Origin of the sequence: Weissella ceti (assembly GCF_018394055.1) — a bacterium.
Taxonomy (GTDB): Bacteria; Bacillota; Bacilli; order Lactobacillales; family Lactobacillaceae; genus Weissella; species Weissella ceti.
Map to the genome: position 1 here is coordinate 899,349 of NZ_CP074441.1, position 22,698 is coordinate 922,046.

Here is a 22,698-nt window from a genome sequence, read left to right on the forward strand (position 1 = left end):
ATTTTAAAACGTTTTTACGTTATTTGAATGCGCGTTCAACGTCAAACACATCTTTTACATTTTTAATACTTTCCATAATATGTTCCAATTGTTCAATATCACGGACAACCACAGTTAGGCTAATAACCACTTCATCACGGTTATTAATTCGCCCATTAATTGAGCTTAATTTCTTCGTTGTGTTTGTGACGGTACGAATAACGTCATTCAATAACTTTTCACGATTTGTCGCACGAACCAACAGGTCGGCCTCAAATTCTTCACGGCCACCCAACAAATCCGGAGCCCAATCAACGTTAATTAAACGTTGATCTGCATCTTCAGCGGCACGTACATTCGGACAATCTTTACGGTGTACAGAAACGCCACGTCCTTGGGTGACATAACCAATCACATCGTCCCCTGGTACAGGTGTACAACAGTGACCAAGACGAATTAATAGATTATCCACCCCATCAATCACGATACTATCGCGTTTACGTTGCTTAGAATCCTTTTTAACCGCATTTTCAAGGGTTGTGTGCTCTTCAAGCACCGCTTTTTGCTCAGCGTCCAGACGTTCAGCTTCTAGTTCCGCACGCTTCTTTTCGGTGAACTTATTAACGATTCCTTGTGGACTTACATCCCCAAAGCCTAAGCCAGCATACAAATCATCCGTTGTCTTGAAGTAAGTCTTCTCGGCAGCGTACTCCGCATTTTCGGTCGTCATGATTTCTTCTGGATCAAAGCCATCGTTACGCAAGAAGTCCGCTAGAATCTTCTTACCAGCCGCAATATTTTCACCCTTATCCTGTTGACGGAAGTATTGGCGAATCTTATTACGGGCACGACGTGTTGACACCACATTTAACCAATCACGATTTGGCTTGGCGTTTTGTGAGGTCATGATTTCTACAATGTCACCCGTTTGAATTTCATAATCCAACGGCACAATGCGATCATTCACCTTCGCACCAGTCGTGTGATTACCTACTTTAGTATGGATACTGTATGCCATATCTAATGGCCCAGCCCCTTGCGGCAATTCGATCACATCGCCCATTGGCGTAAAGGCAAAGGTTAGGTTCGTAAACAACTCTCCTTTGACCGATTCCATGAATTCATTCGCATCACCCACATCATCAAGATCCAAAATAGTTTGAATCACGTTCAATTTCTGTTGATCTGCGTTTTGAACGTCCGCTCCGTCTTGCTTACCTTCTTTATATGCCCAGTGTGCGGCCACACCAAATTCAGCGACTTCGTGCATCGCATGGGTACGAATTTGAACTTCCATTGGTCGACCACCTGGTCCCACAACGGTTGTATGCAATGATTGGTATCCATTGGCCTTAGGCAAGGCAATATAGTCCTTGAAACGGCCTGGCATTGGTGTCCACTTAGAGTGAATCATCCCCAAGACAGCATATGTTTCTGGCATTGAGTCCACAACTACACGAATAGCAGATAAGTCGAAGATATCTTCGAAGTCCTTATGCTTATCGACCATCTTACGATAAACAGAATAAATATGCTTCGGACGACCATAGACATCCGCATGTTCCAGATTTAGTTCACTAATGATGTCTTCAATCTCATTCACGGCTTGGTCCACGAAGTTTAGACGTTCTTGACGGCGCATCTTCATCTTCTTGGCAATATCATGGTACGCTTCCGTATCTAGATAACGTAATGACAAGTCTTCTAGTTCCCACTTAATCGTCATGATCCCAAGACGATCCGCCAATGGTGCGTAGATTTCTAAGGTTTCATTCGCAATACGGCGTTGCTTTTCTGGCTTCAAAGCATCCAGTGTACGCATATTGTGTAAACGATCTGCTAGCTTAACGATAATCACACGAATGTCTTTTGACATCGCCAAAAGAAGCTTACGGTGATTTTCTGCTAATTGCTCACGCGTTGACTTATATTTAATTTTTGAAAGCTTTGACACCCCATCAACGATTAGTGCAACGTCCTCACCAAATAGTTCCGTTAATTCTTCAAGTGTCGCATCTGTGTCTTCAATCACATCATGCAAGTATCCAGCCACGACAGTATCTGGATCCATGTTCAAATCCGCTAAAATACCGGCCACTTGCACTGGGTGCATAATATAAGGCTCGCCTGATTGGCGCATTTGGTCATGGTGCAAGTTATCAGCGAAAGCATACGCTTTATCTACTTTTGCAACATGATTTTCGTTCATGTAACTGGCAACGGTGTTGTGCACATCGGTTGCGGTTACTGATTTCGTCTCTACCATCGTGTCCTTCTTTCCGCCTGATTTAAATGTTCGTAAAACATCTAGTAAGCTGAGTATATATATACTATCTTACATCAAATGTGCCAGTCATTAAAGTTTCGGACAGAAAGTCGCATATTTATGCTTTAAAGACGACGTTTTCAGACCCTAATACGGCAATTAATGCTTGTTTTGTGGCTTCATCGGCGGCTAACCAATGACGTTGTTCTAGCCGCGTATTCTTACCCGTCATTTCATTCACAGCCACAACTGGATTGATCCCCTTATGCTCACGAATGATATTATTCAAGGCTTTCCCTTGTTCATCTGAACTATAACGGACATACCAAGTCCCACTCGCAACTTCAGGTTGCTGAGCTACTTGTAATTGGTTCACGATCATTTGCAAACCATCCCCCTTACGTTGGGCTTCAACGGTTCCTTGAATTTGCAGAATAGCCCCTGCTTCCAGCGACTTTCCCACTTGCTTATACAATTGCGGGAAGACGGTTACTGAGATATCACCACTTAGATCCATCACATCAACGAAGGCCATTTCGTCACCCTTCTTCGTACGAATGACTTTGACACCCTTCACATAACCTAAGATGGATGCCTTTGGTGCATTCAAACTCAAGTTCGCAATATCTTGATGTGGTAATGATAGGTACGCTTCGATTGGATGACCACTCAAATAAACACCTAGGTATTCAAATTCCAAATCTAATTGTTCCGTTGCATTGAACGGTTCAACCATCACTTCTTTTGGCTTAACTTCTGCCAATAGATCTAAGGACCCACCTGAGAATGAAACGGCATCAATGATTGGCTTTAATGATTGCACCAGCTTCTTACGATTCGTATCGAATCCATCTAATGCACCAGCATAAATTAGTGGTTCAATACTCTCTGGCTTTTGATACTTCGCAGGTAAACGCGCAATTAATTCGTCTAATGACTTATAACGACCATGTTCTGAACGTTCATTCAGAATCGTTTCACGGAAGTCACGACGAAGACCCGCAATTGAGGCCAAGCCCATCTGTAATTGACCTTTGTCCGTAATCGTATAACCTTGCCAACTCGTATTAATATCAGGTCGGGCAATTTCAACGCCAATACTACGTGCTTCAGTTAGATACGCCATAATTTTTGGACGTTGCGCAATCGCATCATTCATAACCGCTTTATAGAAAGCCGCTGGATAATGCGCCTTCAAATAAGCCAATTGCATGGCTAGCTTTGAATAAGCCACCGCGTGTGAACGGTTAAATCCATACATCGCAAAGGTTTCAATATACCCATAAACTTGTTCCGCAAGTTCAGCAGTATGGCCTAGACGCTCGGCTCCGCTCACAAATTGAGTTTTCACTGCATCCAATTGGGCCTTATCCTTCTTAGACATCGCACGACGTAATAAGTCGGCTTGCCCAAGTGAGAAACCAGCGAATTGTTCGGCAACACGCATAACTTGCTCTTGGTAGACAATAATCCCGTAAGTTGGTGCTAGAATCGCGGCCATACTTTCATCAGGAACATCTTGTGCTTCTTGTCCATGCTTACGGGCAATGAAGTGACCAATGTTTTGACTAGGTCCTGGGCGGAACAAGGCATTCGCCGCTACGATATCTTCAAACGTATCAGGCTTCAAATCGCGCAACATGTTCTTCATCCCAGCTGATTCAAATTGGAAGACCCCATTTGTTTGTCCCTTTTGGAACAAAGCAAGTGTCTTTTGATCATTCAAATCAATCTTATTGATGTTGAAGTCTGGATCTACTTTGGCGACGGCACGTAAGGCTGTATCTAAGATATTCAAGTTAGATAGCGCCAAGAAATCCATCTTCAAAAGGCCTAGGCGTTCAACTGGACCCTTTGGTAATTGGGTGACTAGCCGTTCATCTTCGCCTAGTTGGACTGGCATAACTTGTTCAATGGCTTGCGCAGACAAGACGACCCCAGCCGCGTGCAAAGATGCATTACGAGGTAATCCTTCTAACTTCTTAGCTGTCTCAACTAATAGTTCACCATCAACGGGCAAGTCGATTAATGCGTTCTTAAAAGGTTGTGATTGTTCATAAGCGTCCGCCACGGTCATGCCAACTTCACGTGGTAGTGTCTTGGCTAGTTGGTCAATTTGTGAGGGATTCAGTCCAAAGACACGGGCAACATCACGGACGACGGCACGCATCGCCATCGTTGAGAATGTGATGATTTGGGCGACGTGTTCATGACCATAACGTTGGTGTAGATAACGCAGGACATCTTCACGGCGGTTGTCGGGGATGTCGATATCAATATCGGGCATTTGAATACGTTCTGGATTCAAGAAACGTTCGAACAATAGATCATACGCAATGGGATCCACATCAGTGATCCCTAATACGTACGCAACTAAAGAACCAGCCGCAGATCCACGCCCTGGTCCAATGCGAATTTCTTCATGTTGCGCAAATAGAATCATGTCAGCCACGATTAAGAAGTATTGATTGAATCCCAATTCATCAATAATGCCTAATTCATGTGCTAAACGATTTGAATAACGCCCATCATCTTCAATCCCTAATTCAGCTAAGCGTGATACTAAACCACGTTCAGCTAAATCAGCTAAGTATTCCGCCGCCGTTTCACCTTCTGGCAATGGTGTTTCTGGTAGATTGTCATGGGTTGCTTCAATCTCGAACGCTGAATGTTCCGCAATCCAATCTGCGTTTTCAACAGCATCACCTAATCCCTTAGTGACGAATCGTTCTGTACTATCAGCCATTGAAGCTAGGAAACGCGTTGGTGTTTCTTTCTGGCTCAAGGCGATATTAGCTAGGACTTCTCCTTGCCCAATCTTTGTTACGACTTGTGCGGCGAATTGATCACTTGGATCAGCGTATTCAACTGGATCCATCGCTACTAGTGGTACATCATAAGCACCTGATAGATTACGGTATGTTGTAATCATGTCATCGGCCATATCTGACGTCACACCTAGATAAAGATGTCCCGCAGGTACTAAGGCTTGCACATCAGCCAGCCACTTCCCAGCAACATCAATATTACTGTTCATTCCTAGCACTAATGACAATTCACTAATACGAGGCACTACGACATACAGTCCTTCTAATGAATCCACCAACCCAGCCAACGATACTGGTTCAGTTTGACTCATAATCAAGCTACTAATGTGTAATAGATTGCGATATCCGGTTTGATTCTCAACCAATAGAATGTATGGGAAGCGTTGACTCATGGTCATTCCTTGTAGCTCGGCAGTTAAACCAAGAATTGGCTTAATATCCGCCGCTAAGGCAGCGTTATAAAAGGCATCCATCCCATACAAGATATTTGTATCGGTTAGTGCGACTGCGTTGTACCCTTTTTGCTTAGCATTCTCCACTAGGGCCTGTGGCATCATTGGGCTTTCTAACAAGCTAAACGCTGATTTCGTTTGTAATGGTGTCATATCGCTGCCTCCTTCTATCACTTAAGTGTACTCGTAACGTTGTTGATTTCACTTGAATCATCTGAATTAAACCATATTCTCATTATAGTTCAAAACTGAATGAATATCGTTATAAAACCATTAAATTCCAAACATATCTAGGGCCCTTAGGGGCTAATCTATTAACCCTCATCTTAATTTTAAAGCTCCTCTAAACATCCAAGATAGATTTTTGTAAGTTTCAATGTGGAAATCACATTTTATACAAACACCGATAAAACAAAAGCAGCTAATCTCAAATAAAAATTAGCTGCTTTAATTCAATTTAATGATGATGGAAAATTATAAAAAAGTCACTTATCGCGTTGTTCAAGAACTTAATGTTCACGTACACGGTCCAGGACCGACGCAATATCACTTGATGAGCGTTCTTTTTCTGCTAAATAATGATTTATAAATTCTGGATTTTTTAGTTCTTGTTCAAGAATTTCATCAATTTTCATAGTGTTTCTCCTACTCATTTCGTAAATCTACAACATGTTTAATTTTTGTGCTTTTTATAACCAAATTATAGCGTATTTTCATAGAATGGTACTTACTTTATTCCAGAGGAAACCTCTCATTATCTGTCTAAACGATATCCGAAATTAATCACCATCTATTTTAGATTTTTGTGATTCATAAGGTTGAGTCTCAAAATATTTCTTACTCAATATATAAAAAAACTAACTTCAAATAGAAGTTAGCTTTTTACAGATTTGACGAATGGATGACATCCGATTGGTCAGTAAGTCATTTTAAGACTTAGTTGGATTCGCTGAACGAGAGATAACGAAGAACATAACAACTCCGACAACTCCCATTACGGCTGAAAACAATGCTGTTGCAGTAGCGTCATAAGCGACACCTTGCAAAGCACTTGAGATATATCCTAGAACTTCTCCTAGAATGAACATCCAAACGAATAAATTAACGTATTTCATCATTGCTTCAGCAACCTCGATTTCTCACTTTAATATATAGCTATTCTAAACCCGTTTGCTCAATTTGTCACATCATTTCGTCGAATGATTCCACAACTTTTTTAAACAAACAGCATATTCTGTGATTAACCACTAAATCTAGCTCTTAATTTACTTAGAAACGTGTGTACTTAACGATTGAGTAGTCAAAATCATTTTCGTGATCCGCAGGACCATGTGCGATTTCTTCACCACGCCATTCAGTCTTATCAACCTTATCCATGTGGACATCACCACGGAAGTCAGTATCCAAGTAAGTGACGTACAAGTGGTCAGCCACGGCCATGAAGGATTCATAGATAGGCTTTCCACCGATAATTTGTAGCTTAGTACCAGCTTCATCCGCAATCTCCATTGCAGATTCAACATCGTAGACCTTTTGGAATCCTTCAGGAACTTCCAAGTCTTCGTTCCGTGTTAATACTAGATTGACACGGTTAGGCAATGGACGGCCACGGAAGCTGTTCATTGTATTACGTCCCATTACGATTACTTGATTGATTGTTTCTTCTTTAAAGAACTTCAAGTCAGCCTTTTGTGTCCATGGAATCCCACCATCAAGAGCGATCGTTCCATCATTTGTTTCAGCCCAGATCAAATTTACTTCTGCCATATTAGCCCTCCGCGCGTTCTGAAAGTTCTTCCCAACGTAGCATCTTTTCTTCCAATGCTGTATTAGTTGCATCAAATTCACGTTGTAGATCACTTAGCTTACCGAAGTCAGAACCATTTTCAATCATGGCCGCTTCTAGTTCACCAACTTTTTCTTCTAACGCTGCAATATCATCTTCAATTGTTGCCCACTCTTGCTTTTCAGCCCAAGTGAACTTCTTTTTCTTTTCAACAACAGGTGCTGCTTCAACGACTGGCTTTTCTTCCTTCACTTCAGCGGCTTCTGCTAACTTGCTTGGTGCATTTTCAATTGTTGGTGCACCGAAGCGTTCCAAGTAATCTGAGAAATGACCAGCAAAACGTGAAATCTCCCCTTGTCCGTGGAATACCAACAACTTTTGTGCGACCTTATCCAAGAAGTATCGGTCGTGGGAAACAGTAATCACTGTTCCAGCGAAGTGTTGTAGGTAGTTTTCCAAAACAGTCAAAGTTCCAATATCCAAGTCATTAGTTGGCTCGTCCAACAACAATACGTTTGGTTCTTGCATCAATAACTTAAGCAAGTATAGACGACGCTTTTCCCCACCTGACAACTTGTGAATCAATGTTCCGTGCATGAAGCTTGGGAACAAGAATTGTTCTAGCAAGTCAGATACTGAGACACGGTTACCATTACGATCAGTAATGGCTTCCGCAACGTCAGTTAGGTATTCAAACACACGCTTGTTTTCAGGAATCGGTTCCGTTGTTTGTGTGTAGAAAGCCATCTTAACAGTTTCACCAATTTCCACCACACCAGAATCTAGGGCTTGTTGTTCAGCGATAACCTTCAATAACGTAGACTTACCTGTTCCATTAGGCCCCGTAATTCCAATACGTTCATGCGCTTGGACTAGTTCATTGAAATTCTTCAAAATGATACGTTCGTCAAAGACTAGGTTAGCATCCTCAATGTTGATAACCTTCTTACCTAGACGTGATTGCCCAATGGCAACTTCAACGTCTTCGTCGATTTGCAAAGTCCCACGTTGCGCTTCAATTTCAGCAAAGCGGTTTTGACGCGCAGTTTGCTTCGTTGAACGGGCACGGGCACCGGCCTTCATCCAAGCTAATTCTTGCTTGTATAGTTGTTCATTCTTGTGGTCCGCTGTCTTTTGCGCAGCCACACGTTCCGCCTTTGCAGAAACGAATGCTTCATAGTTCCCCTTGTATTCGTACAATTGTCCAAATGACAATTCAAAAATACGGTTTGTGACGTTATCCAAGAAGTAACGATCGTGGGTAACAGTCATCACAGCTCCGTGGTAGCTGGCTAGGTACTTTTCCAACCATTCAATTGAATCAAAGTCCAAGTGGTTAGTTGGTTCGTCTAGCAACAACAAATCAGGCGCTTGAATCAAGACTTGCGCTAGACCGACTCGCTTACGTTGTCCCCCAGATAGTTGACTAACTTGCAAGTTAAAGTCAGGCAAATGTAGTTGCGTCAAGATGGCCTTAACTTCTGATTCAGCTAACCACGCCTCTTCTTGGTCCATATGGGCTTGCAACTTTGTGTAGTTGGCAATTACCTTGTCATCTTCAGGATGTGCCGCATATGCTTCCAAGGCTGCTTCGTAGTCACGAATCAATTGGAAGACTGGTTGCGCACCAGCAAAGATGGCTTCCAATACGTTCTTTTCATCATCCAAAACTGGGTCTTGGGCTAGGTATCCAATTGTGTAGTCATTTGGTGTTTCGATCATCCCACTGTCAGCGGGCACAACATCTGAAATGGCGTTCATCAAGGTCGTCTTACCTGAACCGTTAACCCCAATTACACCTACTCGATCACCCGTTTCGATTAGAAACGATACATGATCAAGCAATGTCTTTTCACCATAGATACTTGTTAAATCAATTGCTCGTAATTGTTTCATTAGTTTTTCTCGTTTTCATTATCAATTGCTTTTTGTACCGCTGCCATCAATGCTTCTGATGTATTCTCCAGCTTACCCGCCACAACCGCAGCTTCTAAGTCATTAATCAAGCGACCAAATAGTGGCCCTGGCTTCAAACCAAAGTCGACAGTCAATTCACGACCAGTCATCTTTAATTCTGACTTGTTCTTAATCACCAAGGCATCATAACGTGCTTGCAAAACATCAGTATCCGCATTCAATTCGCTTAATTCAGCCACAGCTAGTGCTGTCTTAATCGCTGAACCAGCTTTGTACAAATCAAAGTTAGATGCTTCACCATAGCTCAATGTGTATAACAAAGCTAAGCTCGTTCGCACTTCATTCATCATGTCCTTGCTGTGCTTCCAAGTACGTAGGAAGACACTTGCTTCTTCATCAGATAGTCCCAATTCAAAACACAACAAAGTCCAAGCGACTTCATCATTTTGTGGTTGGTTCTTTTCCAACAACTTCGCAAACGCAACTAGGTCTAATTCTGAACCACCTAGGGCTGGCATAGACTTAAATAGTCCAGTTGTAATCATTTCAAGTAAAGCATATTCCGCTGCCTTACCTTGCATTAGCTTAGTAAATTCAACGTTCGTACGTTCCACAGCAATGTGTGTCATTAGTTCGGCATTATCATGCACCGCAACCAATGTAGATTCTTCAATCTTGAAACCTAATTGCGCCGCAAAACGAACCGCACGCACCATGCGCAAAGCATCTTCGTTGAAGCGTTCATTCGCGTCCCCAACGGCACGTAAAATACCATTGTCTAAGTCTGACAAACCATCAAATAAGTCAATGATTGTTCCATCGGCCTTCATAGCCAAAGCGTTAACCGTAAAGTCACGACGCTTCAAGTCTTCTTCCAATGAACGCACAAAGGTTACTTCATCAGGACGACGGTAATCTGTATATGTAGATTCAGTACGGAACGTTGTTGTTTCGTACCCTTGACCATGATCCAAGATCATCACTGTTCCATGTTCAATCCCAGTATCAACTGTACGATCAAACAAAGCTTTCACTTCATCTGGATATGCTGATGTTGCAATATCCACATCATGAATTGGCTTCCCAAGCAATGTATCACGAACTGATCCACCGACAAAGTAAGCTTCATATCCGCCTGCTTCAATCGTTGCCAAAATTGGTAACGCCGCTTCAAATTCTGCTGGTAAATTCTTAATTTGCATACTAGCCTCCACGTGTTTTCTCTTATCTCTAGTATAGCAAGGAATACAGGAATAGTTTCATTTTTAATTTCATAAATTTACAACAATATAAGTATCAATGAACGTCTAATAAAAAACACAGCTCACCAATTGGCAAACTGTGTTCATAACACTCTATTTCATTAAAACGTCGATTAACATCCTTACAACCATGTAAGTTACTTATCCCTGTAAATTTACCTAAACACTATATAAAGAATTATTCTACACATTTGCAAGATCATTTATCTTAAACACTAAATGTAAATGATGCCTTTGCATTCTTATATCCCGTGTACTTATTCGGAATAAATGTAAAAGTATTATTTCCATTGTCCGTTATTTCACCAATATTTTCTCCTGGTGCTTGCTGTCCAGCGTACACATAAAATCCACCTGGTTTTTCAACTAGATTTATCCCAACACCAACTGGATTATCTTTACCCATAACATACTCATATACTTGGGTCAGAATTTCTGCACGAATTCCCCACAAAGCCTTATTAGTTGTGCCATAGGTTGCAGCATTTCCACTATACGCTGGTTGATGCGCTGTTTCATCTACCGAACTTGTTTGATTAATACTCTCAGAATCTGTCACAGTATCATCTTTCACGTTCTTATTATCCGGTTTTTCTAAAGTTATATCTTCACTACTGATTTCAGAACTTGTCTCATTGGACACACGTTCTATTGCAGACGTTGGTTCTGTTTTGACAACTTTCTGTTGAGCTAATAATCCCACAATCACACTTCCAACAAGAATGGTGCCTACAATACTTAACCCAATTAATACTTTCTCAGCTGATTTCATATTTCCCTCTTTAAACCTGTAAATTTTTTATTTAATGTTTTTCTCAAACTCATACCCTATTGGCATGAATAGAGTTTCCATAAATTTTTGAAAATAACTTAACAAGGTATGATACAAAGAACATTATTATCCTCTTTAAAAGTATAACAAAATAAACACATTTTACGTTAGAGATGTCAAATATCGCATAATCTTATCATTGTCTGCGTTTTCTAATTCTTGAATAACATGCAAATAAATTCGTTGTGTCGTGTTCATTGTTGAATGTCCTAATCGTCTAGAAACTGTTGCAATCGAAACTCCTGCGTACAACAGTAATGATGCATGCGAATGTCGTAGCCCATGCATACTGATTACAGTTACTCCTGCTTTCTTACATTGCCTAGCTAACCTATCATTTAATGTTTGAATGTATATCTTCTTACCTGGTGTTACAAAAATAGGCTCATCTGCAGGTAAGTCTTTGATCAATTGCGAAAACATCATAGCGGTTTGCCAATCTAATGGAATTTTACGAATTGATGAGTGATTTTTCGTAGGCGCAAATTCACCTGTTGGATGTTTATAATTCCATGTTTTATTAATGCTAATCATGTGTTGTCTAAAATCAAAATCTTTCGGAGTCAGACCTAAACATTCTGAAATACATAATCCTGTTTTAGCAATTAATGCGATTAAATAATCGTTGTTTATTTCCATTCCTAGATTTAAAGACTCTAGTAATGCCGACATTTCTTTTTGATGTAAAAACTTAGACTTATGTTCTCGGTTAACAACACCTTTAATAACTGCTTTTCGTGTTGGATCTAAAGGAATCATACTTTCTTCTAGAGCGTCTAATAATGACGCTTTCAAATGATGGTGAAAATCCATCGTTGTTTGCCGTTCATGATCCACAGCAAAATCATTTAACAGTTTTTGATATACAACTCTGTTTAAGTCCTCTAAATAAATCTCTGGTGCTAGGCGCTTAATATGTCCTAGTGTATTCCAATATTTTGACAACGTAACATCTCTAACCGCACCTACTTTGTACAAAGTGACCCATTCCGTAAAGTACTCTGAAAATAAAATTTGTGTCATGACGACACCTCCTATAAATATATTTGGGGAATCCCCCTATTTACAGAATAAAAAAAGCCCGACCAAAAGGTCGAGCTTTCTAGATGTAATTATTCATTTATTAGTTATTCAACTTATAACGTTTTAAAGAATTCCATCAGGTTCTTTTCAAATGATGCCGCAGCCAGGAAACTTAATTCAGATGATTTTTTAATGTCATCTAATTTACTTCCCAGCTTTGGATTATCAGTTAGTTCAATTCCGGGGATGTAGTATTCATATGCGTCTACCACATCACGTCCGTTATATCCCTTTTCATCTGCCCACTTATACATCTTCAACTCCGTACGCAATCCACGGCTTTTACGACGTTCTTGTTTCAATGTTTCGGTAGTCAAATGTTCAGTAATATCTTTATTATCGATACTTTCAAGAACATCTCGAATTTCTTCCTTACCATCCTCATCCATTGGCATGATGTGTTCTTCAACAGCATCACGATTAGCTTGAGATTGTTCATCAATGTAACTATTCAATAGATCAACCAATTGATCATAATCGATAACTTCTTCGTTGTATTGTTCAATCGCAATGGCAATGTCTGTCAAATCAACGATAGACCCATCCCCATCATTATCATTTGCATCATATATTCGTGCTTGAAGTGCACCAAATTCATTGTCAGATGCTAAATTTAGTGTGATTGTTTCTCCTGTTTCATTTCCATCTAAATCAACAACACGTAAGTCTTCTCCTAAACTATATCCTTGTTGAATTAATCGCTGAACTTTTCGACTTACATCTAATCCAAGAAGTATTAATTCTTGTCTTTCTTTTTCAGACTTAGGATTTTGTGTGAAGTCTTCCGAAATTTCCCTTAACCTATCAATCTTTGGTATTAATTCCTTAATTTGATCAGACTTTAATCCAGCAATTATTCCATCATCAATTAATAAGTCCCAGCCTGGGTCTTTTGTCGGTTTCTTTTCGTTTAATGTGTCGTTTCCACCCTTTGTATAGATAATCAACGCATTTTTAACATTTTCTTCCATCAATTGTCCTTTTCGGAAGAAACGTACTTTACCATATGGCTTAGCGTTACGATTAATTGTACGGTTTGTACGAGACATCGCTTGAATCAATAAACCTTCTTTTAGAAGTTTATCCATGTAGATAATGTTCACGTACTTTGAATCAAATCCCGTCAATAATTGATCAGATACAATAACCAAATCCAAACGTTCTTTATCATCTTTACGGTTATATGGCTTTTTGTGAGCAATTCGCTTAGTAATGTCGTTCAAGTAATCACGTTCTGGATTATCAGAGTCTAAGAAATTACGTGTTCCATACATCTCAGAATAATCAGTCATGGCTTGCTTCAAACCACTTTGTAAGTCAGCGTCACCAAATCCATTGTCATCATTCTTTGAATAACTCATCGCTACTCGAAGATTTGTATGTTTCTTAAACAACTTGTAGTAAGCCACAACCGCTTGCTTACCTGAAACCGCCAACATACCATGGAACACATTTTTTTCACGTACATTAGCTTTCAACTCACCTGAAGCATTCTTATCCCAGTTCTTGGCAATATCTTCAACAACTTGTTCACGATAAGGTGCACTAGAATATACTTCTCGTTCAATATCTTTTTCAGTTAAATTTTTGTCACTAATTTCAATATTCGGTTCCATGTATGACACATCAAACCCCAGAACATTTCGATCACCAATGGCATCTTTAATTGTGTACTGGTGTAGACGCTTACCAAATACATCAGCAGTTGAAACATCACGAGTTGTTTTAACATCGTTACTTTCGTCACTATAAAAATTAGGCGTTCCAGTAAATCCAAACCATGTTGTTTTAGGGAAAGCATCCTTGATACGCTTTACAGAATCTCCACTAGCTGAACGATGAGCTTCATCCATAAGAATTACCATTCGCTTATCAGACTTAAAATTTCCATCGCGAACTAACGCATCCAAACCTTGCACACTAATCATGTAGATGTTAGCAGGATGTGTGTTATTCAACTCACGACGTAATGTCGCTGAGTTAACATTCTTAATACGCTTCTCCATGTGCTTATAAGCAAAGCCTTTGAAGTTTTCATAAGTTTGGTTAACAAGGTCAACTCGATCCACGATGAAGAATACATCCTCGACTCGAGGCATGTTAGCTAGTAATTGTGCAACCTTAAATGATGTAACTGTCTTACCAGAACCAGTAGTATGCCAAACATACCCACCTTCTTTTTCTGGTAATCCGTTATGTTCCATCACACGCATACGGTCCAATATTTGACGCGTCGCTTGAATTTGATAAGAACGCATAACCATTAGGTTATTCGTACTTTCGTCTGGAATCATATTCACCGTAACCAAACGATGCAATGCCGGAATTCCCATTGTTTGATGTAAGAAGTCCATCGCATTTGTAATGTCTTTTCCATTATCATCACGCCATCCAAAAACAAAATCAGGGTTATATGATTCAGTATCCTTTGGACGTGCAAAGTAATGTGCAGAATGTTGTGACAAAATAAATTGAATTTGCACGAAAGAAAATAGACCTTGATACATTCCTGAATCAGCATACTTCTTCAGTTGTTCAAATGCATCCCATTGATTAGCTAGACGTTCATCTTTCTCTTCAATGTGAGCAACCGGAATACCATTAATCAACATCATGATATCAATACGACGCTTAGATGTTAATGATGATGGTAAATCAGTAAATGTAATTTGCTTAACAATTTCATATTCTGAATGTCCACCAGCAACTTCATCTCCATAGAAAATTTCAATTTCTAAAGGTGTTCCATCGTCACGTTGAAGTGGCAATGAACCAATTCCACCAGCACCTGTCAAAATTAATTGCGCTTCATATGGAGTCTTGATGTTATTGATTTCTTGACGCAATCGACCTAACTCAGCATCAGTCAATGGTGTTCCATTTAGACGGTTGCGATTGTTGCGATTCAAAATGTCACGCCAGTGGTCATACAATTTTTCAGATGTTGAACCAGACAAATCATCATTGTAAGTCCAACCTTCAGTTTTTAAACCGTTTCGACCAGCTAAGCGGTCAATTAAATCTTCTTCAAATCTTTCTTCAGCCATATAAAGCCTCTTTCTTTTAATTTTTATTGATTGCTGGTTAGCAGTGATAAGATTTTCTACGTCCTTAAGAAATCGAGCAATCTTAACTTGTTCATCTAGACGTGGTAGTGGAATGGGCATCTGAACAAAGTCTTTGTCTTTAATGGCAAAACGATCCGATCGAGCCCCTGTGTCTCCGTTCATTTCCATGAAACGATGCCATTTTGTACTTGAAAAGTATTTTTCTAAGTACGTGCCATCAACGTTGTATGTTGTAAAGACATAGTACAGTGGCGACATTACTCCAGTTCGGCCCAATGTATTTCGCTTAATCGGTCCAACTGGCGCATAATTTGAAATTCGAGGATTATACACAAAGTCTCCATCATGAACAACGTAATATGTGTTTAAATTTTTCTCGTTTGAAATATCTTTATCAAAAAAATCACGCTGACTGATAATTCCATATTCAGCAGAATTTGTTAAAGTCTCAGAAAACTCATTATTCACATTCTTTTCGATAACTTTTTTGGATATATCCGACAACTTACGCTGTACCCAAACATAAGTATGTTATTGATAAATACAAAAAAATGGTTTCTTGGGTACAGCGTAAGTTGTCTGAAGTGGCCACACTAATAGGCGGTGGAACACCTTCAACAACGTCTTCAGAGTATTGGGATGGAGATGTTAATTGGTTTACTCCAGCAGAAATCAACGACCAGACTTATGTCTCTGAAAGTACTAAAAAGATATCTGTCCTAGGTCTCAAGAAAAGTTCTGCAAAAATGTTACCTATTGGAACAATTCTTTTTACATCACGTGCCTGCATTGGAAAGACCGCCATATTAGCAACTGAAGCATCAACAAATCAAGGCTTTCAATCAATCATTCCTGGAGACACTTTACATTCATATTTTTTATACTCTTTAACAGATAAGTTAGCTAGATATGGTAATAAGATGGGATCTGGTTCAACCTTTAATGAAGTTTCTGGAAAACAAATGGGAATGTATCCAACAATAATACCTGAAATTAAAGAACAGATTAAGATTGGTTATTTGTTTAGTAATCTTGATGAACTTATCACTGCTAACCAGAAAAAGGTTGAAAACTTGCAATCAATGAAGAAAATGTTGCTGCAACGAATGTTCGTGTAAAGAACTTTGTGTTAGAGATAAAAATAGTAAGACTACAGTTCATTTTAATGAATTTATTGAAACAATGCTTATTGATGCTGAAATATTTTGGGATTATATTAACAAAACGATATTTTTTGTTCTACAAATCATCCATTTGATGGGAATATTTGGTTATTACTGGTTAGCAGCGATAAGTTGATCAACATATTTAATGAGGTTACCAACTAATTGTTGTTCTTCAATGAGAGGAACACTCACTTTAATTGTTTCAATGTCTGATGCATTATAGCTTGGTAGTGCCCCGACTTGAGCAAACTGATGCAAATTTTGCTTTTCAAAAACGATTTTCCCGAAATACGAATTCCATGAGTCATCAAATAAATACGCCATCATATTGTTATCAATAAGGAATGGTTCGTTTACAAGCCGCTTTCTATTAAGAAAAATAGCTGCTCCAACTTTAGCAAAAAGAACTCCTTGATTCTTAGGAACAATTGGATTCCATTTCTTGTTAGATATTTGCTCGTCAGTCACATAATTATTTGCATTTGTCATATAGACATTATTTCCTAGAATATTCATATCTGAAACTTTATAAAAAGGCGTTCCTGAAATACCTCCTTGTTCACTCTCAGAGAATCCAGTTCCAGATTTTGTTACACCTAAACTTCCCAACTTATACTGTACCCAAGGGTCAGTGAAACCAGCAAAGCGAATGGCTGGATATTGGTTGTTATTATCACGAACATTGCTCATTTTAGGATACCTCGCAATAGTTCTAGAGTTTTGTTTGCTTCATCAGTTGTTCCAACAAGTTGATCAAACATTTCATTTAGCTCTTTTGTTAGCTTTTTTTCTGTTTCATCAATTTCTTGCATGTCACGAACAAGTGCTTCAACGTCTACTGGTTCTTCTTCTTCAAATGTATCAACATAACGAGGAATGTTTAAGTTGTAGTCATTTTCAACAATCTCATCCATCGTTGCAACATGAGCATACTTTTCAACATCTTCACGTGCTGTGTAAGTTGAAACAATCTTTTCAATATCTTCTGGACGAAGCTTGTTTGAGTTCTTTTGCTTTTCAAAGTCCTTTGACGCATCAATAAACAATACATCACCAGATTCACGATTCTTTTCTAGGACCATGATAATTGTTGGAATTCCAGTGTTCGTAAAGATTTTTTCAGGTAGTCCAATAACAGCTGAAATGTTATGTTCCTCCAACAACGCCTTACGAATTTTACCTTCAGCAGCTCCACGGAACAAAACACCGTGTGGCAAAACAATGGCCATACGTCCGTCTTGCTTCAAATGGAATAGTCCATGTAGTAAGAATGCGTAGTCAGCCTTTGAAGCTGGCGCTACCCCCATCTTGAAACGAGGATCGTCTTCACGATTCTTGTTATCCCACTTCAAAGAATATGGTGGGTTAGCCATAACGGCATCAAACATACGTGGACTATCTGCGCCATCAACAACACCATCAGGCCAGTCACCATTCAATGTGTCCCCGTTACGCAGTTGCATATCGTTATAGTGAATACCATGCATCATCAAGTTCATTCGAGCCAAGTTGTAAGTCGTGGTGATCAATTCTTGACCATAGTACTTAACTGCACCAATAACACCACTATTCTTCATATATGAAGCTGTAGTCAACAACAATGACCCCGATCCCATTGTTGGGTCATATAGCGCATATTCTGGCAAGTCTTCACGCCCAGATGTCATCAAACGAGCCATAACCTCTGAAACTTGGTGTGGTGTATAGAACTCTCCTGCCTTTGCTCCAGAGTTAGCCGCAAACATTCCGATTAGGTATTCATATAGATCCCCCAATACATCTGCGTCTTCATCCAAATCAATCTCAGACATCAAGTTAATCATTTCAATCAATGTTGCTGTACGCATTTGAGCGTTACTTCCCAAACGTGTTGACGTAAGATCCATATCTGCAAAGATATCTGCGAAGTCTACTTTTGAAGCTCCTTGAAGTGCGTTATCAAAATGTGCAATGGCATCTTGAACCATACCTACGTTGAACTTGTCTTCACTAATTGCTTTTTGCCAATCATCAAACATTTCACCAGGTTGAATAACATACCCAATTTTTTGTGTCATGTAGTCTGATGCTGCAGCTGCGTCTGTGTCCCAAACACTTTGCCATGATTCACCACCAAGATTTTCATCTAACCAAGCTTGCGCCTTGTTAGATAAAAACTTATAAAACATGATTCCGAAAATGTAGTTCTTGTATTCTGATGGTTCAATTTTCCCACGTGTTTCATTCAGAGTTCGCCAAATGCGAGCCTCTTTGTCTGCAGTTAATGCCATGTTGATCTCCTAGTATTTAAACGTATCTTTTGACGCATGAATGCGTTATCAATTTTAATTTTATCATAACTGTAATTCTTTTCGTTGTTTTAAAGACATTCCCTATCACTAAATAAAAATATCTTTCTTTTGTGAAGATAATTAAAAACAGGTACACACTCTATCTCTAGACTGTATACCTGTTTTCTTTATCTATTTAGCTGTTATAACCTAGATTATTCGTTCATTCACTCTGTTATCTTATTCTGCGTTAAATGCATACGATCTCTTCAAGTGTGAAAATTCATTAAATCCAACCAATTGATCATTTTGTAATCGACCAACCACTATTGCTGGTGATGTATTTACTTCTTGGGCAAAAGTAACAATTGCTTCTTCATTGAACACGTTTTGATTAACAAATTCTTGGTATCTATCTAGCGGAATCAAGAAGTCTGCCGAAAATTTATCAGCCTTTCTTTCTTTTTCTCTATAGACTTCATTGTCTGACAAATTGGAATCAAATTCACCATAATAGATGTGACCTAATTCGTGTAGTAATGAGAACCAGAAGATGTCTTCTTTTTTATTCAAATCAGTAATAAGTAGTAATACACTACCATTTCTAAATTTGGTTGTTGCGCCATTAAGTTTTGCACCTTGAAACTTTGGCATCCCCACAAGCACAATTCCAGCATCTAATAACAACGTCTTCAATTGCGTAAATACATCTTCTGGCATTTCAACGATTAACTGCTTAATGTCTGGTAATAGTTTTTCTAATGTCTTTTTATTGAATTTAGTATCAGTGACATTTCTAGCGTAATTCATTGCTAATTCCAACATCACATTAGCATTAATCACCGCTTTTTCATTTACATCTGCTTGTCGATAACTAACCATCGGATTGAATGTTACTAAGTTATTCAGTGAAGCCATATGCAGTAAGCTACGTAACTTACTATTCTTTTCAGCGACTGTATGTGACTTGTTTTCAATCACCTTCAAGTCTTTTAACGCTTTAATATCAATCTGTTTAGCAATTTCAGTATCTAAATCTTCGTTTTGTTGATTCTCAATCTCTAACACTTTTTCATCATACATAGCTTGCAGATTCAACCATGTCTTTACAGACACACCTGATAATTTAGCCAACTTGTTAGCTAAATCATTACTAATGTTTTCTTTTCCGCGAACAACTAAACTCACTGTCTTAGGAGTCGTTCCTAACCTATTGGCAAATTCAGCTTGACTAATATTCAAATCTTCTATTAAATCTTCAACGTATGATCCTGGGTGAAAGGCAATTAAATCATCGTACTCAATCGTATTACTCATAATGATTGCTGACCTCCTCAATTCGTACTATCTCAATATTTTGGGGGTGTTGAAAAATATCTGTATTACTATATTGGTCATCAAAGGACACAATTAGTCGATACGAACACCTCACTCCTGCAATATCTAAGCTATACAAACCTTCTAATTTTCCTTCGAGCTTATGAAATCTGTATCTTGGTAAAACAATAACGTCAGACCAATTATCAGCAGATTTAATCAAATTAATTAATTTAAACAACTTCACAGCCGTTTGTTCTGATAATTTACGTTTAGCATGGGGCAACGACGTGACTAACTTTCCGATCTTTGAATCTCTGTATAGCACTTCCATAGTTTACCTCTACATACAAATTACCTAAAAGGTAATTTCATTGTATTCTTATTAAGACACCAAGTCAATTGACCAAGATTACTCGTATTTTCTAGAACACACGGTTATGCATTGATTAAACTTGATAGTTATCAGAACGTTTATACATCTATTAAACGATCAAAGTTTGGATTTTTGATTGTTATAACATACAGAAAAGGACCATATTCATTTAGCATATGGTCCTTCTTTGTGATTTAATTTATAACTTTGTTTACTTGTGTCTTTAATTATTGCACAGTAACTGACTTAGCAAGGTTACGTGGGTGGTCAACGTCCAATCCACGTAGCTTTGATGTGTAATATGCCAATAGTTGTGTTGGTACAACTGATACCAATGGTGCTAGCAATGGTTCAACATCCGGTAGGATGTATCCATCTGTATCGTTAGCCAATGACTTAGCTGCGATAACGAATGACTTAGCCCCACGAGCTTCTGTTTCGGCAATGTTTCCACGTACCAATCCAGCAGTCTTAGGTTGTGTCATCAATGTGATAACTGGTGTGCCATCTTCGATCAAGGCCAAAGTTCCGTGCTTCAATTCTCCAGCAGCGAATCCTTCAGTTTGAACGTATGAGATTTCCTTTAGCTTCAAAGCAGCTTCAAGTGATACGAATGCATCCACACCACGACCGATGTAGAATCCGTTACGAACACTCTTGTCTACTAGCAAGTCCTTCGCAACGTTTTCGAAGACTTCCTTGTCATCAACGACACCTTGAATATCAACCGCAATCTTTGATAGTTCTTGTTCTAGGTTGATGTCTACGTTTTCGCTCATAGCGTACGCTACAATCGCTTGTAGCACGACTTGTGTAACATAAGCCTTAGTTGAGGCAACGGCGATTTCAGGTCCAGCCATCAATGGTAGCGCGTATGTCGCTTCACGCCATAGCGTAGACTTTTCAACGTTAGTCATCGTCAATGACTTGTATCCAGCATTGTTTACGTTTTGCAATACTTCACGTGAGTCAGCAGTTTCACCTGATTGTGACAAGAAGATGAAGAATGGCTTTTCTGACAACAATGGTTGTTCGTAGGCGAATTCTGAAGAGATGTGGACTTCAGTAGGAATTCCTGCCCATTCTTCGAACATACGTGCCCCAACAAGACCAGCGTGGTATGAAGTACCAGCCGCGATTACGTATAGACGGTCAGCAGCCTTCATGTCCTTGATGATTTGTTCATCAAGCTTGATGTTTCCTTGTTCGTCAAAGTACTTTTCCAACAATCGACGGATAGCGATTGGTTGTTCGTCAATTTCCTTCAACATGTAGAATTCGTAAGTTCCCTTGTCAGCGGCTGTAGCGTCAACGTCCAAGTGGAAAGTATCACGTTCAGTTTCAACACCCTTGTCATCAAACAAAGTTACCTTTTGTGGTGTCACAATAGCGATTTCGTTATCGTTCAATTCGATGAAGTCGTGCGTGTGTCCCAACATAGCAATCGCGTCAGAAGTAACAACGTTAAAGTCTTCTCCGACACCGATCAACAATGGTGACTTACGCTTCGCAACGTACATAGTGTCCGGTTGTTTGTCGTCCATCAACAAGAATCCGTAAGCTGAGTTTTCAGCCAACATGCTTGTCAACTTTTGCAAAGCTTCGAATACTGTCATCCCATCAGCAACAAACTTAGCAATCAATTGAACCGCAACTTCGGTGTCAGTGTTTGAAACAAATTCAACGTCTGACAAGTATTCTTCCTTCAATTCTAGGTAGTTTTCGATAACCCCATTGTGAACTAGGTAGAAACGTCCATCCGCACTAACGTGTGGGTGAGCATTGTCAACAGATGGTACACCGTGAGTTGCCCAACGAGTGTGCGCAATTCCAGCCTTACCAGCTACATCACTAGTCGCAACCAATGCGGCCAATTCTGCAACACGTCCCTTTTCCTTAACCAATTGGTCTACACCCTTGTTTGTATCTGGTACATAGATTCCAGCTGAATCGTAACCACGGTATTCAAGGTTTTGAAGCCCTTCCAACAAAATTGGTGCTGATTGGTAGTTTAGTCCTGTATATCCCACAATTCCACAATACATATTAGTCCTCCTGGTGAGCTTTCATGCTCGTTGATTTAAGTTTAAGTAACA

Annotated in this window: 16 protein-coding genes; 1 reads left to right on the top strand and 15 read right to left on the bottom strand. The window is 39.3% G+C overall.

Annotated elements, in window-relative coordinates; all coding sequences use genetic code 11:
- Positions 1 to 19: 19 nt before the first annotated feature.
- From KHQ31_RS04635 to KHQ31_RS04675, 10 genes are all read right to left on the bottom strand, one after another.
- On the bottom strand, positions 20 to 2,245 hold the full coding sequence (locus tag KHQ31_RS04635; RefSeq protein WP_213408272.1) for a RelA/SpoT family protein: 2,226 nt from the start codon (positions 2,243 to 2,245) through the stop codon (positions 20 to 22).
- A gap of 118 nt (positions 2,246 to 2,363) precedes the next feature.
- Positions 2,364 to 5,678, bottom strand: a complete 3,315-nt coding sequence (locus KHQ31_RS04640; RefSeq protein WP_213408274.1) for a DNA polymerase III subunit alpha — start codon at positions 5,676 to 5,678, stop codon at positions 2,364 to 2,366.
- 356 nt (positions 5,679 to 6,034) lie between these two features.
- Positions 6,035 to 6,160 (bottom strand): hypothetical protein, encoded by a 126-nt coding sequence (locus KHQ31_RS07900; RefSeq protein ID WP_264336051.1) that lies wholly within the window; start codon positions 6,158 to 6,160, stop codon positions 6,035 to 6,037.
- Between the two features lie 294 nt (positions 6,161 to 6,454).
- Positions 6,455 to 6,643: a DUF2929 family protein gene (locus KHQ31_RS04645; protein ID WP_213408276.1), complete on the bottom strand. Its 189-nt coding sequence runs from the start codon at positions 6,641 to 6,643 to the stop codon at positions 6,455 to 6,457.
- Between the two features lie 151 nt (positions 6,644 to 6,794).
- Positions 6,795 to 7,292 (bottom strand): dihydrofolate reductase, encoded by a 498-nt coding sequence (locus KHQ31_RS04650; protein ID WP_213408279.1) that lies wholly within the window; start codon positions 7,290 to 7,292, stop codon positions 6,795 to 6,797.
- 1 nt (position 7,293) lies between these two features.
- Positions 7,294 to 9,207, bottom strand: coding sequence for an ABC-F family ATP-binding cassette domain-containing protein (locus tag KHQ31_RS04655; protein ID WP_213408281.1), 1,914 nt, complete (start codon positions 9,205 to 9,207; stop codon positions 7,294 to 7,296).
- A complete protein-coding gene (locus tag KHQ31_RS04660) occupies positions 9,207 to 10,430 on the bottom strand; it encodes a CCA tRNA nucleotidyltransferase (RefSeq protein WP_213408283.1) in 1,224 nt (407 codons plus the stop codon). The genes KHQ31_RS04655 and KHQ31_RS04660 overlap by 1 nt, the downstream gene beginning before the upstream one ends.
- Positions 10,431 to 10,698: 268 nt before the next feature.
- Positions 10,699 to 11,262 (bottom strand): hypothetical protein, encoded by a 564-nt coding sequence (locus tag KHQ31_RS04665; protein WP_213408285.1) that lies wholly within the window; start codon positions 11,260 to 11,262, stop codon positions 10,699 to 10,701.
- A 162-nt stretch (positions 11,263 to 11,424) separates the two neighbouring features.
- On the bottom strand, positions 11,425 to 12,345 hold the full coding sequence (locus KHQ31_RS04670) for a site-specific integrase (protein WP_213408288.1): 921 nt from the start codon (positions 12,343 to 12,345) through the stop codon (positions 11,425 to 11,427).
- Positions 12,346 to 12,458: 113 nt separating this feature from the next.
- Positions 12,459 to 15,941 (bottom strand): HsdR family type I site-specific deoxyribonuclease, encoded by a 3,483-nt coding sequence (locus KHQ31_RS04675; RefSeq protein WP_405196832.1) that lies wholly within the window; start codon positions 15,939 to 15,941, stop codon positions 12,459 to 12,461.
- Positions 15,942 to 16,024: 83 nt separating this feature from the next.
- Here KHQ31_RS04675 and KHQ31_RS04680 point away from each other — a divergent pair, with 83 nt between their 5' ends.
- Positions 16,025 to 16,591 (top strand): restriction endonuclease subunit S, encoded by a 567-nt coding sequence (locus KHQ31_RS04680; RefSeq protein WP_213408292.1) that lies wholly within the window; start codon positions 16,025 to 16,027, stop codon positions 16,589 to 16,591.
- Between the two features lie 156 nt (positions 16,592 to 16,747).
- On the opposite strand, the gene KHQ31_RS04685 is transcribed toward KHQ31_RS04680, so the two are convergent.
- The 5 genes from KHQ31_RS04685 to glmS all read right to left on the bottom strand — a co-directional run bounded on the left by KHQ31_RS04685 (position 16,748) and on the right by glmS (position 22,647).
- The gene (locus KHQ31_RS04685) at positions 16,748 to 17,329 is read right to left on the bottom strand and encodes a restriction endonuclease subunit S (protein ID WP_213408294.1); all 582 of its coding nucleotides are present in this window, start codon (positions 17,327 to 17,329) and stop codon (positions 16,748 to 16,750) included.
- Complete coding sequence (locus KHQ31_RS04690; RefSeq protein WP_213408296.1) at positions 17,326 to 18,909, bottom strand: type I restriction-modification system subunit M; 1,584 nt, start codon at positions 18,907 to 18,909, stop codon at positions 17,326 to 17,328. The genes KHQ31_RS04685 and KHQ31_RS04690 overlap by 4 nt, the downstream gene beginning before the upstream one ends.
- Before the next feature lie 240 nt (positions 18,910 to 19,149).
- A complete protein-coding gene (locus tag KHQ31_RS04695; protein ID WP_213408299.1) occupies positions 19,150 to 20,226 on the bottom strand; it encodes a HigA family addiction module antitoxin in 1,077 nt (358 codons plus the stop codon).
- Positions 20,219 to 20,560: a type II toxin-antitoxin system RelE/ParE family toxin gene (locus KHQ31_RS04700; RefSeq protein ID WP_213408301.1), complete on the bottom strand. Its 342-nt coding sequence runs from the start codon at positions 20,558 to 20,560 to the stop codon at positions 20,219 to 20,221. The genes KHQ31_RS04695 and KHQ31_RS04700 overlap by 8 nt, the downstream gene beginning before the upstream one ends.
- Positions 20,561 to 20,829: 269 nt before the next feature.
- Positions 20,830 to 22,647 (bottom strand): glutamine--fructose-6-phosphate transaminase (isomerizing), encoded by a 1,818-nt coding sequence (gene glmS, locus KHQ31_RS04705; protein WP_213408303.1) that lies wholly within the window; start codon positions 22,645 to 22,647, stop codon positions 20,830 to 20,832.
- Positions 22,648 to 22,698: the final 51 nt, after the last annotated feature.